This window comes from Variovorax xiamenensis (assembly GCF_050916385.1).
In the GTDB taxonomy this organism is placed as follows: Bacteria; Pseudomonadota; Gammaproteobacteria; order Burkholderiales; family Burkholderiaceae_C; genus Variovorax.
In genome coordinates this window covers 6,363,548-6,379,989 of record NZ_CP139038.1, presented here as the reverse complement: position 1 = coordinate 6,379,989, position 16,442 = coordinate 6,363,548, and the positions used below count along the sequence as shown (strand labels likewise).

Below are 16,442 nucleotides of genomic sequence, written 5' to 3'. Positions count from 1 at the left end.
GAGGCAATGCGAGGGCCCGGTTCGGGCTGTCATGAAAACAAATGTGGTATTTGTTTCTGAAAGTGTCGTGAATTCCATCAGGACAAACCCCTGCGCAGCCCCCGACCTTGTGACCTAGTGCGCAAACCCGTCACGGAGCACTCCCTAGAATGTTTGCCCCACCCCCCAAGGCACTCATGACACAGGGCTCCATCCGGATTCGCGGCGCGCGCCAGCACAACCTCCAGAACCTCGATCTCGACATCCGCACCGGCGAAATGACGGTGGTGACCGGGCCCAGCGGCTCGGGCAAGTCGAGCCTCGTTTTCGACACCCTCTATGCCGAAGGCCAGCGGCGCTACGTGGAGACCTTCTCCGCCTACGCGCGCCAGTTCCTGGACCGCATGGACAAGCCGGCCGTCGACAAGGTGGAAGGCGTGCCGCCCGCCATCGCCATCGACCAGACCAACCCGGTGCGCTCCTCGCGCTCCACGGTCGGCACGATGACCGAGCTGAACGACCACCTGAAGCTGCTCTTCGCGCGCGCGGCCAACCTGTTCGACCGCGAGACCGCGCTGCCGGTGCGTCACGACTCGCCCGACAGCATCTATGCGCAGATCGTCGAACGCGCAGCGGCCGCGGGCGATCCGCGCCTGGTGGTCACCTTCCCGGTCGAGCTGCCGGCGAGCACCACGGCCGAGGAGGTCACGCAGTGGCTGTCGGCCAGCGGCTTCACGCGCGTGCAGTCCGAGCGCGAGGTGGCCACGCCCACCGGCCCGCGCAAGGTGCTCGACGTGGTGGCCGACCGCTTCCGCGCTTCGGGCGCAGAGCGCTCGCGCGTGGTGGAGGCCATCGAGGTGGCGCTCAAGCGCGGCAGCGGGCGCGTCACTGTGCACGCCACCGGCTCCGAGGAGAACGCGCCCACCGAGGTGTGGAAGTTCTCCACCGGCCTGCACTGCCCCGAGAGCGACATCCGCTACGCCGACCCCATTCCGTCGATGTTCTCGTTCAACTCCGCCGTGGGCGCCTGCGACACCTGCCGCGGCTTCGGCCGCGTGATCGGCGTCGACCTGGGCCTGGTGATTCCGAACGACAAGCTCACGCTGCGCGCCGGCGCCATCAAGACCATCCAGACGCCCGCCTGGAAGGAAGCGCAGGACGACCTCATGCGCCACGCCGAGACGGCCGGCATTCCGCGCGACACGCCCTGGAACAAGCTCACCGACGAGCAGAAGCACTGGGTGATCGAGGGCACGCCCAACTACAAGGAAGGCAACTGGAACAAGCAGTGGTATGGCGTGCGCCGCTTCTTCGGCTACCTGGAGAGCAAGGCGTACAAGATGCACATCCGCGTGCTCCTGTCCAAGTACCGCAGCTACACGCCGTGCCCCACCTGCAGCGGCGCGCGCCTGAAGCTCGAGAGCCTGCTGTGGCGCATCGGCAGCAAGGAAGACGCCGACGCGGTGCTGCCGCCCGAGAAGCGCTTCATGCCCCAGGGCGTGAAATGGACGCGCGCCCAGCTCGAGGCGCTGCCCGGCCTGTGCCTGCACGACCTGATGCTGCTGCCCATCGAGCGGCTGCGGCAGCTGTTCGACCGCATCGAGCACCACGGCAACGGCCAGTCGGCCAGCGAAGGCGAGATCCAGGCGCTGAAGCTGCTCTTCGAGGAAATCACCACGCGCCTGCGCTATCTGCACGACGTGGGCATCGGCTACCTCACGCTCGATCGCCAGAGCCGCACGCTCAGCGGCGGCGAGGTGCAGCGCATCAACCTCACCACCGCGCTGGGCACCTCGCTGGTCAACACGCTTTTCGTGCTCGACGAACCCAGCATCGGCCTGCACCCGCGCGACATGAACCGCATCACCGAGGCCATGCTGCGCCTGCGCGACGCGGGCAACACGCTGGTGGTGGTCGAGCACGACCCGGCCGTGATGCTGGCCGCCGACCGCGTGATCGACATGGGCCCCGGCCCCGGCGCGCGCGGCGGGCAGGTGGTGTTCGACGGCACCACCGACCAGCTGCGCGACGCCGACACGCTCACCGGCCAGTACCTGGGCGGGCGCAAGAAGATCGGCATGGGCTTCAAGCGCCTCGTGAGCGAGAACACGCACCGGCTCATCCTCGAAGGCGTGCGCGAGCACAACCTGAAGAACGTGACGGTCGAGTTCCCGCTGGCGCGGCTGGTGTGCGTGACCGGCGTGAGCGGCTCGGGCAAGTCCACGCTCATACAGGACGTGCTGGCGCCGGCGCTCATGCGCCACTTCGGCAAGGCCACGGAAACGCCCGGCGCGCACGACCGCCTGCTGGGCGCCGACCACCTCGGCGACGTGGTGTTCGTCGACCAGTCGCCCATCGGCAAGACCGCGCGCTCCAACCCCGCGAGCTACGTGGGCGCCTGGGACGCCATCCGCGAGATCTTCGCCACGGCGACGCTCTCGCGCCAGCGCGGCTACACCGCGAGCAAGTTCAGCTTCAACTCCGGCGACGGGCGCTGCCCGACCTGCGGCGGCTCTGGCTTCGAGCACGTCGAGATGCAGTTTTTGTCCGACGTGTACCTGCGCTGCCCCGACTGCGACGGCAAGCGCTACCGCCCCGAGATCCTCGAAGTGCGCGTGGAGCGCAAGGGCAGGAGCTACAACGTGGCCGACGTGCTCGAACTTACCGTGGCCGAAGCCGCGGCGGTGTTCGAGGCCGACCGCGACGTGCTGCGCGTGCTGCAGCCAATTTCCGACGTGGGCCTGGACTACGTCAAGCTCGGCCAGCCCGTGCCCACGCTCAGCGGCGGCGAGGCGCAGCGCCTGAAGCTCGCGGGCTTCCTGGCCGAGGCAGCGAAGAACGCCACCGCCAGCAAGCAGTCGGTGGCGCGCAAGGGCACGCTGTTCCTGTTCGACGAGCCGACCACCGGCCTGCACTTCGATGACATCGCGCGGCTCATGCGCGCGCTGCGCAAGCTGCTGGACGCCGGCCATTCGCTGATCGTGATCGAGCACAACCTCGACGTGATCCGCGCCAGCGACTGGCTCATCGACCTCGGCCCCGAAGGCGGCGAGGGCGGCGGGCAGGTGGTGGCCGAAGGCACGCCCGAGCAGCTGCGCGAGAACCGCGCCTCGCTCACCGGCGCCGCGCTGGCCGACTACGAACTGGCCATCGGCCCCGACGCCTACAAGGTGGCCGAGCGCGCCGCGCGCCGCTACATCGCCAACGCCAAGAAGGCGCCGGGCGCCGATGCCGTGGAGATCGTCAACGCGCGCGAGCACAACCTGAAGAACCTCAGCGTCGACATTCCGCGCGGCAAGTTCAGCGTGGTGACGGGCGTGAGCGGGTCGGGCAAGTCGACGCTGGCCTTCGACATCCTGTTCAACGAGGGGCAGCGCCGCTACCTGGAGTCGCTCAACGCCTATGCGCGCAGCATCGTCCAGCCGGCCGGCCGGCCCGAGGTGGACGCGGTGTACGGCATTCCGCCGACCGTGGCCATCGAGCAGCGCCTGTCGCGCGGCGGCCGCAAGAGCACGGTGGGCACCACCACCGAGGTGTGGCACTTCCTGCGCCTCTTGTACGTGAAGCTGGGCATCCAGCACTGCATCCACGACGGCGCGGCCGTGCAGCCGCAGACGCCCGACAGCATCGCCGCGCAGCTCATGCGCAACTTCAAGGGCCAGCACATCGGCCTGCTCGCGCCGCTGGTGACCAACCGCAAGGGCGTGTACACCGAGCTGGCCGACTGGGCGCGCCCGCGAGGCTTCACGCACCTGCGCGTGGACGGCGACTTCCTGCCGACCACCGGCTTCCCGCGCATCGACCGCTTCAAGGAGCACAGCATCGAGCTGCCGGTGGCCAGCCTCGACGTGCTGCCGTCGAACGAGAACGAACTGCGCGAGGCGCTGGCCAGGGCGCTCGAGCACGGCAAGGGCGTGGTGCACGTGCTGAGCGAGCTCGACGGCCTGCGCGCCGCGATGATGGCCGGCGTGTCCGCCGCCGGCATCGGCCGCGTGAACGTGTTCTCCACGCTGCGCGCCTGCCCGGTGTGCAGCACCAGCTACGCGGAGCTCGATCCGCGCCTGTTCAGCTACAACAGCAAGCATGGCTGGTGCCCCGATTGCGTGGGCACCGGCGTCAAGCTCAGCAAGGACCAGCGCAAGGTGTTCGACGACTCCGTGCTGGCCGACGACAACAAGGGCCGTGAGCAGACCTTCGCCGAGCCCGAGGTGGAAGACCTGGCCGACGTGGCCTGCCCGACCTGCGAGGGCACGCGCCTGAACGCCACGGCGCGCGCCGTGAGCTTCGGCACCGCGGCCGACGGCTCGGGCGGCATCGGCATCACCGAGCTCGCGCGCATGAGCGTGACCGAGGTGCGGCAGTGGTTCGACGGGCTGACGCTCACCGGCCGCGAAGCCGAGATCGCGCGCGACCTGGTGCCGGAAATCAGGAGCCGGCTCGAGTTCCTGGAAGAAGTGGGCCTGGGCTACCTCACGCTCGACCGTGGCGCGCCCACGCTCTCGGGCGGCGAGGCGCAGCGCATCCGCCTGGCGGCGCAGCTCGGCAGCAACCTGCAGGGCGTGTGCTACGTGCTCGACGAGCCGACCATCGGCCTGCACGCGCGCGACAACCAGATCCTGCTCGACGCGCTGCACAAGCTCGGCGACAAGGGCAACACGCTGGTGGTGGTGGAGCATGACGAGGACACCATCCGCCGCGCCGACCACATCATCGACATCGGCCCGAGCGCGGGCAAGCGCGGCGGCCGGCTGGTGGCCGAGGGCACGGTGGCCGACATCCAGCAGGCCGGCGACTCGCAGACCGGCCGCTACCTGCGCGACGCCATCAGGCACCCGCTGCAGGCGCGCCGGCTGGTGCCGTCGCCCGACCCGAAGGCCGAGGAGAGCGGCGAGTGGCTCACCGTGCACGGCGCCAACCTGCACAACCTGCAGGATGTGACCGCCACGCTGCCGCTGCACCGCCTCGTGGTGGTCACCGGCGTCAGCGGCTCGGGCAAGTCCACGCTCGCGCGCGACGTGCTGCTGGCCAACGTGCAGGCCATCGTCGTGCAGCGCATGACCAAGGCGGGCCGCGACGCGGACGCCGCCGGCAAGCGCCCGGCGTGGGCCGGCTGCCGCAAGGTCGAGGGCTACGAGACCATCGACCGCGTGCTCGAAGTCGACCAGACGCCCATCGGCAAGACGCCGCGCAGCTGCCCGGCCACCTACATCGGCTTCTGGGACACCATCCGCAAGCTATTCGCCGACACGCTGGAGGCCAAGGCGCGCGGCTACGGCCCGGCGCGCTTCAGCTTCAACACCGGCGAAGGCCGCTGCCCGGGCTGCGAGGGCGCGGGCGTGCGCACCATCGAGATGAGCTTCCTGCCCGACGTGAAGGTGCCCTGCGAGGTCTGCCACGGCGCGCGCTTCAACCCCGAGACGCTGGCCGTGAGCTGGCGCGGCAAGAGCATCGGCGACGTGCTGAAGATGGAAGTCGACGAGGCCGTCGAGTTCTTCGCGAGCATGCCCAACATCAGCCATCCGCTGCAGCTGCTGAAGGACGTGGGGCTGGGCTACCTCACGCTGGGGCAGCCCTCGCCCACGCTCTCGGGCGGCGAGGCGCAGCGCATCAAGCTGGTGACCGAGCTGAGCAAGGTGCGCGACGACATCACCCGCCGCGGCCAGAAGGCGCCGCACACGCTGTACGTGCTCGACGAGCCGACCGTGGGCCTGCACATGGCCGACGTCGAGAAGCTGATCCACGTGCTGCACCGGCTGGTGAACGGCGGCCACAGCGTGGTGGTGATCGAGCACGACCTCGACCTGATCGCCGAGGCCGACTGGATCCTCGATCTCGGTCCCGAAGGCGGTGGCGCCGGCGGGCGCATCGTCGCGGCGGCGCCGCCCGAAGAAGTGGTGCGGCTGGGCACGCACACGGGCGTTGCGCTGAAGCCGGTGCTGGCGCGCTGAGTGCGCAAGGAGGCTCGCGCGGCGCCGGCTGCCGCGCGCCTTCTTTCCGCCTCGATGCATAGGCCTTTCGAGGGGCTCGCCAAGGTCATGCAAAGCGGCGCACAATGGCTCTCAACCCTTGGCGCAGGCGCATCCTGAATCAGCCATGGCGGAGTAAACATGTGATGGGATGAAGCGCCGCGGCGGGGCTACGCAAGGAGCCATGTCATGACCCGCTTCATCGATGTTCACAGCCTGGTCCGCCTGGTGGACGAGACCGGTGTCCCGCAGTTCCTCACCGCGCTGGCCGACGCGCTGCGCGACGACTTCATGCGGTGGCGGGAGTTCGACAAGAAGGCGCGCGTGGCCAGCCATTCGCACCTCGGCGTGATCGAGCTGATGCCGGTGGCCGACGACGGCGCCTATGCCTTCAAGTACGTCAACGGGCACCCCCACAACACCCAGGTCGGGCTGCCGACCGTCATGGCCTTCGGCGTTCTTGCCGAAGTCGACACGGGCTACCCCGTGCTGCTTTCCGAACTCACGCTCACCACCGCGCTGCGCACGGCCGCCACTTCGGCGATGGCCGCCCTGGCACTGGCGCGGCCTGGTTCGCGCAGCCTCGCGCTGATCGGCAACGGCTCGCAGAGCGAGTTCCAGGCGCTGGCCTTCCATGCGCTGCTGGGTATCGAGGAAGTGCGCGTGTTCGACACCGATCCGCATGCCACCGACAAGCTGGTGCGCCACCTGTCGGCCTGCACGCCGTTGGACATCGTGCGCGCCCGCTCGGTGGCCGACGCGGTGCGCGGCGCGGACATCGTCACCACCGTCACCGCCTACCAGGGGCGAGCGACGGTGCTCACGCCCGACATGATCGAGCCGGGCATGCACATCAACGCCGTGGGCGGCGATTCGCCCGGCAAGACCGAGCTGCATCCCGACGTGCTGCGCAAGGCGCGCGTGTTCGTCGAGTACGAGCCGCAGACCCGCGTGGAGGGCGAGATCCAGCAGGTGGAGGCCGACTTTCCGGTGCAGGAGCTCTGGCGCGTGCTGCTCGGCGAGGTGCCTGGCCGCGAGAGCCCCGCGCAGGTCACGCTGTTCGACTCGGTGGGCTTCGCGCTGGAGGACTACACGGCGCTGCGCTACATCCAGCGCATCGCCACCGAGCGCGGCATCGGCCGGCAGATCGCGCTGGTGCCGGAGCTCGACGACCCGAAGGACCTGTTCGGGCTCACGGCCTCGGGCCGGCGCCGGGCGGTGCTGCGGCGTGCGGCATGATGGGCGGCTTCGCCACTGCCGCTCCAGTCTTTCTTCATGCTCACCATCTACAACGACCAGCACGCTCTTCACCAAGGCAAAGTCGAGATGTTCCGCGGCGAGCTCGTGCCGTGCTTCGAGGTGCCCGCCCGTGTCGACCATGTGAGGCATGAACTGGAGCGCAGGAACATCGGCCCGCTGCAGGCGCCCGATGCCTTCGACGAGGCGCTGCTGGCGAAGGTGCATGCGCCGCGCTACCTGGACTTCATCGCGCATGCGTGGGACGAGTGGGTGGCGCTGGACCCGGCCAACGTGACGCGCGACGCGCTGCCTTCGTACTGGCCCACGCGCGGCATGCGCAGCGACGTGCTGCCGAAGAGTTTTCCGGCGCGCATGGGGCTGTTCTCCTTCGACGCAGGCACGCCGCTGATGGCGGGCAGCTGGACAGCGGCACGCCACGGAGCGGCCTGCGCGTGGACCGCGGCGCAACGCGTCATCGGCGGCGAGCGCGCCGCCTTCGCGCTGACGCGCCCGCCGGGCCACCACGCAGGCGCCGATTTCTTCGGCGGCTACTGCTTCCTCAACAACGCCGCCGTCGCGGCACAGGCGCTGCGCGATTCGGGCGTCGAACGCGTCGCCGTGCTCGACGTCGACTACCACCACGGCAACGGCACGCAGGCCATCTTCTACGAGCGCGACGACGTGCACTTCGCGAGCCTGCACGGCGATCCGCTGACCGACTACCCCTACTACCTGGGCCACGCCGACGAGCGCGGCGCCGGAAGGGGCGAGGGCTTCAACCACAACCTGCCGCTGCCGCGCGGCACGGACTTCACGGCATGGCGCGCGGCGCTGAAGACCGCGCTGGCCCGCATCGCCGAGGTGAAGGCCGGCGCGCTGGTGGTCTCGCTCGGTGTCGACACCTTCGAGGGCGATCCGATCTCGGGCTTCAAGCTCAGGAGCGACGACTACCTGCGCATGGGCGAGGACCTGGCGCGCGCCGGGCTGCCGACGGTGTTCGTGTTCGAGGGCGGCTATGCGGTGGCCGAAGTGGGCGTCAACGCGGTGAACGTGATCGAGGGCTTCTCTCAGGCCTAAGGCGGCCGGCGCGGCTGACGCGCAGGCGACTCGGATCTCGCGAATCGCCCCGGTTTCCCGGGGAAATCAGGGCAGCCCCGATTGCCTTCGCCGATGCGGCGGGGCCCAATCGGCGCTTTCAAAGTCAGGACCCAGTCAGCCATGCTCCGCCGCTCCACCTTCCTCCGTACCGCCGCCGCACTCGCCGCGGGCTGCGGGCTCGCCCTTCCGATGGCGGCGCTCGCGCAGGCCTTTCCCGCCAAGCCCATCAAGCTGGTGATCGCCTTCCCGGCCGGCGGCCCGACCGACATCACCATGCGCCAGCTTGCCGAGAACGCGAGCAAGATCCTCGGCCAGCCGGTGATCATCGACAACAAGCCCGGTGCCGGCGGCACGCTGCCCGCGCAGGCACTGCAGACCGCGCAGCCCGACGGCTACACCGTCGCGCAGATCCCGCTGGGCGTGTTCCGCCTGGGCTACACGACCAAGATCAACTGGGACCCGCTCAAGGACATCACCTACGTCATCAACGTCACCGGCTACGCCTTCGGCATCGTCGTGCCGGCCGACAGCCCCTTCAAGACCTGGGCCGACTTCGTTGCCTACGCCAAGGCCAACCCCGGCAAGCTCACCTACGGCTCGACCGGCACGCTGACCAGCCCGCACCTGACCACAGAGATCGTCGCGCAGAAGGCCGGCATCCAGCTGCAGCACGTGCCCTACAAGGGCAGCGCCGACCTGATGCTCGCGGTGGTCAGCGGCCAGTTGATGGCCGCGGCCGACAGCACCGGCTTCGCGCCGCAGGTCGAGGCCGGCAAGCTGCGCGTGCTCAACACCTGGGGCGACAAGCGCCTGGCCAAGTTCCCCGATGCGCCCACGCTGAAGGAACTGGGCTACGACGTGGTGCAGAACTCGCCCTTCGGCATCGGCGCGCCCAAGGGCACGTCGCCCGAGGTGGTGAAGAAGCTGCACGACGCCTTCAAGCAGGCGATGGAAGAGCCCAGCTACGTGGCCGCGCTGGGCCGCTACGACATGCTGCCGAACTACATGAGCTCGGCGACCTACACCAGGTTCGCGCAGGACACGGTGGTGCGCGAGAAGGCCATCATCGACAAGCTCGGCCTGGCGAAGGAAGTCAAGACGAACTGAGCGAGCTGAGGGCGAAGAGCTCGTCCACCAGCCGGGACGCCAGTTCCGGCTGCACCGCATCTCCCCCGAAAACCAGCCGGAACACGATCGGCGCGATCAGGTGATCGATCACCTGCTGCGGCTCGGGCGCTCGCTCGCCCCGGGCGTGCGCCTGCTCGACCAGCGTCAGCGCCTCCCTGCGGCGGTTGCGCAGGCAGTCGGTGTCGGAGTTGCCGTTGGCCAGCGCGGCCGCGGCTTTCAGCAACGAGGTATTGCACGGCTTGGCCAGGTGTTCGATGAGCTCGCGCGCCCAGGCTTCCAGGTCGGCGCGCAGGGTGCCTGTGTCGGGCAGCGGGCGGTTCGGGTCCAGCCGGTGGGTGGCCGTTTCGGCCAGCAGGCCCTGCAGGTCGCCCCAGCGCCGGTAGATGCTGGAGGCGCTGACGCCCGCGCGCTCGGCCACGGCCGGCACCGTCACGCGCTCCCGTCCCTGTTCCGCGACCAGCTCTTCGAGGGCGGTGCGCACCAGTGCCTGCACCTGGGCACTGCGGCCACCGGGACGCTTGTTGGGGAGGGCGATGTCGGTCATGGTCTGGACTTTAACGCAAAGATATTTGCTTTAGAAGATTCGCAGGTCTAGAATCGCAAAAGCAAAAAAAGTTGCATTAAGGATTCGCCATGCCGTCCTCCTGCCCCGAACTCGCTTCCGCCACTGCGGAGATCGCCGCCCGCTCCAGGCCATGGCGCCTGCCTCAGCGCGCGGCCTTTCCGCTGCTGGCGGCGGTGCTGTTCGCCTTCTTCTTCGCGGCCGCCGCGCCTTCGCCGCTTTTCGTGGTGTTCCAGCACGCCTGGCACTTCTCGTCGTCGCTGCTCACGGTGGCCTTCGCGGTCTATGCGATCGCGCTGCTGGTTTCCCTGTTGATCGCGGGCTCACTGTCCGACCACATCGGGCGGCGCCCGGTGGTGCTGGCGGCGCTGGTGCTGCAGGCGGTGGCGATGGGGCTTTTCTTGCTGGCGAACGGCATCGTCGGGCTGATCGTCGCGCGCGTGGTGCAGGGCATCGCCACCGGCGTCGCGAGCGGCGCGCTGAGCGCGGCGGTGGTGGAGGCCGCCCCGGCTTCGCGCAAGCGGCTGGGTGCGCTGATCACCAGCGTGTCGCCGCTGGCCGGCCTTGCCGCGGGCGCGCTGCTCACGGGCATCGCTGTGAAGTTCTCGGTGCAGCCGGTGATGCTGGTGTTCGGCGTGCTGGCCGCCGTGTTCGCGCTGGGCGCGGCCGTGGTGCTGTGGATGCCCGAAACCGTCACGCCGCGCGCCGGCGCGCTGGCCTCGCTGGTGCCGCGCGTGTCGATTCCGGTGAAGGCCCGCGCCGAGTTCGCACGCGGGCTGCCGGTGTTTATCGTGGTGTGGGCGCTCGGCGGGCTGTACCTGTCGCTGGCGCCTTCGCTGATGCTGCATGTGTTCGGCGTCGACAACGGCGTGGTCAACGGCCTCACGGTGGCGGTGCTCTCCGGCATGGGAGCCATCGCGCCGACGCTGCTCGGCCGCCTCGCGGCGCCGCGCCCGGCCATCGTCGGCATGGCCAGCATCGCGCTCGGGCTGGTGCTGCTGCTGGCGGCGCTCGCCAGCCGCTCGCTCGCGCTCTTCTTCATCGGCACGGCGGTCGCGGGCGTCGGCTTCGGCGGCGCCTTCTCGGCGCTGGTGCAGACGCTGGCGCCCATGGCGCAATCGCACGAGCGCGGCGAGCTCTTCGCGGCGATCTTCGTGGTGAGCTACCTCGCGTTCAGCCTGCCGGCGATGCTCGCGGGCTTCCTGGTGGCGCCGCTGGGGCTGCTGAACACGGCCGAAGGCTACGCGACGGTGCTGCTGCTGATCGCGGCCTTCGGCACCTGGAGCCAGTGGGCGGTGCTGCGCCGCCGGCCGCGCGAGCTGCCCGTGAGCGAGTAGCCGCGAAGGCATTTCAGGTCAGGAAACAGTCAGGACACTCATGTCAAGAGGCTTGGCCCTTCGGTGGCCAAGTGTTTACCCTATGTAATTCATTTGTCTTCCGCGCTGGAAACACTCCGATGCAGTCTTGTGGCGCAAACGCCCGGGCCTTAACTGCCGCGCCCCGCGTTGGTGCGGCGATTCCCCCATCCTGGAGTGATACGAATGAAGAAATCCCTGCTTGTTCTGGCCGCCCTCGCGGCCTGCGGTGCCGCCTCGGCGCAGTCGACCGTGACGCTGTTCGGCGTGGTCGATGCCGCCTACCGCAACGTCTCGAACAAGAGCGAGTCGATCCCGGCTACCCCCTTCACCCCCTACTACAGCGTGAAGGCCAGCCGCAGCGAGCTGGCCAATTCGGGCCTGAGCTCCAGCCGTCTCGGCTTCCGCGGCGTGGAAGACCTGGGCGGCGGCCTGTCCGCCAGCTTCTGGCTCGAAGCCCCGATCACCAATGACGACGGCGCCACCGGCATCTCCAACTTCAGCCGCCGCTCGACGGTGAGCCTGGCCGGCAGCTTCGGCGAAATCCGCCTCGGCCGCGACAAGACCGCCACCGTGCTGAACGACGAGCAGTTCGACCCGTTCGCCGACACCGGCATCGGCGGCTCGCTGATCATCGACGCCAACGAAGCCAGCGTGTCGGGCACCGGCTACGGCAGCAACAGCACGTACAAGCGCGCCGGCAACATGGTCCAGTACTTCCTGCCGCGCAACCTGGGTGGCTTCTACGGCAACGTCGGCTACAGCTTCCACGAAATCACCCGCACGTCGCCGGACTCCGTGGCTGGCGCCGACCGCACCAACACCGGCCGTCACATCGGTGGCCGTGTCGGCTATGCCTCGGGCCCGTTCGACGTCGCCGCCAGCTACGCGCAGAACGACACCAGCTTCACCACCGGCACCGGCGCAGCCGCCGTGGCACGCCCGGGCAAGATCAAGACCTTCAACCTCGGCGCGACCTACGACTTCGGCGTGGCCAAGCTGTTCGGCGAGTACTCGCGCTCGAAGGACCAGCGCGATCCTCTGAACGTCTTCACCCGCGTGCCGAGCACCGACCTCACCGGCTACCTGATCGGCGTGACCGTGCCGATCGGCCCGGGCCAGATCCGCGCCTCGTACTCGCAGGTCAAGTACGACTTCAACCGCGTACCGGCCTTCGGCGTCCTGAACTCGCCCGATCCCAAGTCGAACAAGTTCGCGCTGGGCTACGTGCACAACCTGTCGAAGCGCACCGCGCTCTACGGCACCATCGCACGCGTGACCAACAAGAACGGCGCCGGCAACACGGTCGGCGCCGGCCCGTCGTACGTGGCAACGTACAACCGCGTGGCGCTGCAGCCCAAGACGTCGATGGGCTACGAGTTCGGCATCCGCCACAGCTTCTGATCGGGGTCGTTCCCAGGAATCCCCGAGACCGTTTTTTCTCCAAGGACCCCGTCAAACGGTCCCTTTGCCCGCCTCGTGCGGGCTTTTTTTTCGTCCGCGTGTGTTGTTTCTTCGCAGCGCCGCGCGGTGCTCAGCGCGCAGAAAGAATCGCGTGCGCCGCTTGGGCGAAACCGGTGCCGCGCTCGCCCTGCGTCACGTAGCGCGGCAGGTGCTCGAGCTGCGGCACGAAGCGCGCGACGTTCGCCACGCCGATGCTGTGCGCGAAGGTGCGGAACATCAGCTGGTCGTTGGTGGAGTCGCCCACGTAGGCCCAGCGGTCCATCTCGCCGTCGAGCGCGCGGCCCCACAGCTCGCGCACGATCCAGCGCGCGCCTTCGAGCTTGTCGTTGTCGCCGTACCAGCCGTTGATGTGGATGCTGCTGACCGTGGCGTGCATGCCTTCGCCGCGCATCAGCGCCACCACCTGCGCGACGGTGGCATCGCTCAGCTGCACGAACTCGCTGTGGTCGATGGCGATGTCGGTCTCGCGCCCCGGCGAATCGGTGGCGCGGCCCACGCCGGGCAACTCGCGCTCGATGCGCTCCAGCACGGCCTGCATGCGCGCGAAGTTGGCGCTGCGCGCGGGCTCGTCCTGCTGGTAGCGCTTCTCGACCTTGCCGTCGGCCGTGGGCAGCAGCGCCACCGCGCCGTTCTCCGCCACGATCGCATCGACGGGCCAGGTGTTGACGAATGGCAGGCTCCAGCCCACCGGCCGGCCGGTGATCGCCACCACGGAAAGCCCCGCCGCCTTGAGATCGCCCAGTGCGCGCAACGCATCGGGCGTGATGGCGCCGTCGTGCGTGAGCGTGTCGTCGATGTCAGTGAACACGCCGGTGAGCCCGGCGCGCGCGGCCTCGGGCCAGTCGGCCAGCGGCAGCAGGTGGTGGGGCGAGGAGGGCAGGGAAGGCGGCTGCGAGGGCATGGGACAGGAATGCTGGAAGAGCGGCGATCGTACCGGCGCTTTCGTGTAGCATCCCGCCCCCGCCGTGCCATCGAGGCCGGCGCGGCGCCTCCCATGCCCCACATCCTCGTCGACGACCTCCGCAAGACCTACCGCATTTCCGAACGCGACCCCGGCGTGATGGGCGCGCTGCGCGGCCTTGTGCAGCGCCGCCATCGCATGGTGGAGGCGCTGTCGGGCGTGTCGTTCGCGCTGGAGCGCGGCGAACTGCTGGGCTTCATCGGACCGAACGGCGCGGGCAAGTCGACCACCATCAAGATCCTCTCGGGCATCCTGCGGTCCGATGGCGGGCGCGTGGAGATCGACGGGCGCGATCCTTTCGCCGACCGCGAGCGCCACGTGGCGCGCATCGGCGTGGTCTTCGGCCAGCGCACGCAGCTGTGGTGGGACCTGCCCGTGGGCGACGGCTTCGACCTGCTGCGCGACATCTACCGCGTGGACCCCGCCCGCTACCGCCGCACGCGCGACGAGCTGGTGGCGCTGCTGAACCTGGAGCGCGTGCTCGCGCAGCCGGTTCGGCAGCTCTCGCTGGGCCAGCGCATGCGCGCCGAGATCGCCGCGGCGCTGCTGCACGAGCCCGACATCCTCTTCCTCGACGAGCCGACCATCGGCCTCGACGCACCCTCGAAACTCGCCGTGCGCGACTTCGTGCGCCGCGCCAACCGCGAGCGCGGCACCACCGTGCTGCTGACCACGCACGACATGCACGACATCGAGGCGCTGGCCCGGCGCGTGATCATCATCGGCCACGGCCGCGTGCTGGCCGACAGCCCGGTCGAGGCGCTGCGCGCGCAGGTGATGGCAGAGCGCCGTCTCGTCGTCGATTTCGCGCAGGACGCCGAGCTGCCCGTGGAGGTGGCCGGCGCCAGGGTGCATTCGCGCGATGGCCAGACGCTGGTGCTCGACTTCGACCCCGCGCAGACCGCGGCGCCTGCGCTGATCGCGCGCATCGCCGCCGCGCACGCGGTGGAGGACATCCGCCTCGAAGGCCTGGCGATCGAGGCCGTCATCGCGCGCTTCTACGCCATGCACGGGGCGGCGGAGTCATGACGGCGACGAGCCCGCGCGATCTTGCGCGCCCGTACCTCGCGGCCTTCGCATCGCGCTTCCTGCAGATGCTGCAGTACCGCACCGCAGCGCTCGCGGGCTTCGCCACGCAATGCTGGTGGGGCGGCATCAAGGTGATGGTGTTCGCGGCCTTCTACGGCCATGCGGCCGCCACGGGCGCGAGCACGTCGATGTCGCTCGCCCAGGCCATCACCTACACATGGCTCGCGCAGGGGCTGCTCGTGCTGCTGCCCTGGCTGGGCGATCCGGAAGTGGCGCAGGCCGTGCGCACCGGCGCCGTCGCCTACGACCGGCTGCGGCCCGTGGATGCCTACGCGCTGTGGTTCGCGCGCAGCGCCGGCTGGATCGCCGCGCGCGTGCTGCCGCGCGTGGCGCTGATGGCGGCCTTCGCGATGGTCGTGTTGCCGCTGGCCGGGCTGGGCGAGTGGGCGTGGCAGCTTCCAGCGGGCGTGGCGGCGGGGCTCGCCTTCGTGGTGTCGGCCGTGTTCGCGCTGCTGCTCTCGACGTCGATGGTGATGCTGCTGAACGTGGCGGCCACCGCCGCGCTCAACGAACGCGGCATCAGCGCGGTGGCCACGCCGGTGGTCATCGTGCTCTCGGGCAACCTGCTGCCGCTCGCGATGCTGCCCGACGGCTGGCAGGCCGCGCTGCTGCTGCAGCCGCTGGCAGGGCTGATGGACATTCCGGCGCGGCTCTACTTCGGGCAGCTGCAGGGCTGGCAGGCCATCGGCGCGCTGGGGCTTCAGGCCTTCTGGATCGCGGTGATCGTGGCGCTGGGGCACCTGGCCATGGGGCGCACGATGCGCGGCCTGCAGGTGCAGGGCGGGTGAACGCGATGGGATCGCTTCCGCTCTTCTTCCGGCTGGTGGGCGCCTCCATCGGCGGACAGGCGCGCTACCCGGTCTCGGCGCTGATGACGACGGTCGGCCAGTTTCTCGGCACCGGCATCGAGGTCGTCGCCGTGTGGGCGCTGTTCCACCGCTTCGGCGACGTGCAGGGCTGGCGCATCGGCGAGGTGGCGCTCTTCTACGGGCTGGTGAACTGCATGTTCGCGCTGGCCGACGCGCTGGGCCGCGGCTTCGACGTGCTGGGCACGGAGTTCCTGCGCACCGGCACCTTCGACCGGCTGCTGCTGCGCCCGCGTCCGCTCGCGCTGCAGCTGATGGGCAACGACTTCCGCATCAGCCGCCTGGGCCGCCTGCTGCAGGGGCTGGCGATGGTGGCGTTTGCCACGCAGCAGATGCACATCGCGTGGACGCCGCACGCCGTGGCCATTGCGTTGTTCGCCATTGCCGGCGGCGTCGCGCTGTTCCTCGGCATCCTGGTGCTGCAGGGCACGCTGGCCTTCTGGACCGTCGAGAGCCTGGAGGTCGCGAACGTGCTGACCTACGGTGGCGTGCAGGCGGCGCAGTATCCGCTGGCGCTCTATGCGCGATGGTTCCGGCGCGTGCTGACATTCATCGTGCCGCTGGCCTGCGTGGCGTACTACCCGGTGCTGGCGATTCTCGGGAAGGCCGATCCGCTCGGTGCGCCGGCGTGGGTGGGCTTGGTGTCGCCGCTCGCGGGGTTCATGTTCCTGGCGGCGGCGTTCTGGGTGTGGCGCTTCGGGCTGCGCCACTATGCGTCGACGGGGAGCTGAAGAG

Annotated in this window: 11 protein-coding genes; 9 read left to right on the top strand and 2 right to left on the bottom strand. The window is 69.6% G+C overall.

Going from position 1 to position 16,442, the window contains the following annotated elements; genetic code table 11:
• The first annotated feature begins 176 nt into the window (after nt 1-176).
• From uvrA to SFB74_RS29235, 4 genes are all read left to right on the top strand, one after another.
• Nucleotides 177-5,927: an excinuclease ABC subunit UvrA gene (uvrA, locus tag SFB74_RS29250; protein ID WP_432732019.1), complete on the top strand. Its 5,751-nt coding sequence runs from the start codon at nt 177-179 to the stop codon at nt 5,925-5,927.
• A 207-nt stretch (nt 5,928-6,134) separates the two neighbouring features.
• Nucleotides 6,135-7,184 (top strand): ornithine cyclodeaminase, encoded by a 1,050-nt coding sequence (locus SFB74_RS29245; protein ID WP_432727910.1) that lies wholly within the window; start codon nt 6,135-6,137, stop codon nt 7,182-7,184.
• A gap of 36 nt (nt 7,185-7,220) precedes the next feature.
• Nucleotides 7,221-8,261, top strand: a complete 1,041-nt coding sequence (locus SFB74_RS29240; RefSeq protein WP_432727909.1) for a histone deacetylase family protein — start codon at nt 7,221-7,223, stop codon at nt 8,259-8,261.
• A gap of 141 nt (nt 8,262-8,402) precedes the next feature.
• Complete coding sequence (locus SFB74_RS29235) at nt 8,403-9,389, top strand: tripartite tricarboxylate transporter substrate binding protein (RefSeq protein WP_432727908.1); 987 nt, start codon at nt 8,403-8,405, stop codon at nt 9,387-9,389.
• Here SFB74_RS29235 and SFB74_RS29230 read toward each other — a convergent pair.
• Nucleotides 9,376-9,954 carry a TetR/AcrR family transcriptional regulator gene (locus tag SFB74_RS29230; RefSeq protein ID WP_432727907.1) on the bottom strand — a complete coding sequence of 193 codons (579 nt, stop codon included), beginning with the start codon at nt 9,952-9,954 and terminating at the stop codon, nt 9,376-9,378. The genes SFB74_RS29235 and SFB74_RS29230 overlap by 14 nt on opposite strands.
• Nucleotides 9,955-10,043: 89 nt before the next feature.
• Between SFB74_RS29230 and SFB74_RS29225 the strand changes: the two genes are divergently transcribed.
• Together SFB74_RS29225 and SFB74_RS29220 are read left to right on the top strand one after the other, a co-directional pair.
• Nucleotides 10,044-11,309: an MFS transporter gene (locus SFB74_RS29225; protein WP_432727906.1), complete on the top strand. Its 1,266-nt coding sequence runs from the start codon at nt 10,044-10,046 to the stop codon at nt 11,307-11,309.
• A gap of 204 nt (nt 11,310-11,513) precedes the next feature.
• Complete coding sequence (locus SFB74_RS29220; RefSeq protein WP_432727905.1) at nt 11,514-12,731, top strand: porin; 1,218 nt, start codon at nt 11,514-11,516, stop codon at nt 12,729-12,731.
• Nucleotides 12,732-12,861: 130 nt separating this feature from the next.
• Here the strand turns inward: SFB74_RS29220 and SFB74_RS29215 are convergent, their stop codons facing one another.
• Nucleotides 12,862-13,692 carry an HAD-IIB family hydrolase gene (locus SFB74_RS29215; RefSeq protein WP_432727904.1) on the bottom strand — a complete coding sequence of 277 codons (831 nt, stop codon included), beginning with the start codon at nt 13,690-13,692 and terminating at the stop codon, nt 12,862-12,864.
• A 93-nt stretch (nt 13,693-13,785) separates the two neighbouring features.
• Here SFB74_RS29215 and SFB74_RS29210 point away from each other — a divergent pair, with 93 nt between their 5' ends.
• From SFB74_RS29210 to SFB74_RS29200, 3 genes are read left to right on the top strand one after another with little or no spacing between them, the layout of a single operon-like run.
• Nucleotides 13,786-14,781 carry an ABC transporter ATP-binding protein gene (locus SFB74_RS29210; RefSeq protein WP_432727903.1) on the top strand — a complete coding sequence of 332 codons (996 nt, stop codon included), beginning with the start codon at nt 13,786-13,788 and terminating at the stop codon, nt 14,779-14,781.
• Nucleotides 14,778-15,629: an ABC transporter permease gene (locus SFB74_RS29205; protein WP_432727902.1), complete on the top strand. Its 852-nt coding sequence runs from the start codon at nt 14,778-14,780 to the stop codon at nt 15,627-15,629. Before SFB74_RS29210 ends, SFB74_RS29205 begins: the two co-directional genes overlap by 4 nt.
• A 5-nt stretch (nt 15,630-15,634) precedes the next feature.
• Nucleotides 15,635-16,438, top strand: a complete 804-nt coding sequence (locus SFB74_RS29200; RefSeq protein WP_432727901.1) for an ABC transporter permease — start codon at nt 15,635-15,637, stop codon at nt 16,436-16,438.
• The last annotated feature ends 4 nt before the right edge of the window (nt 16,439-16,442 follow it).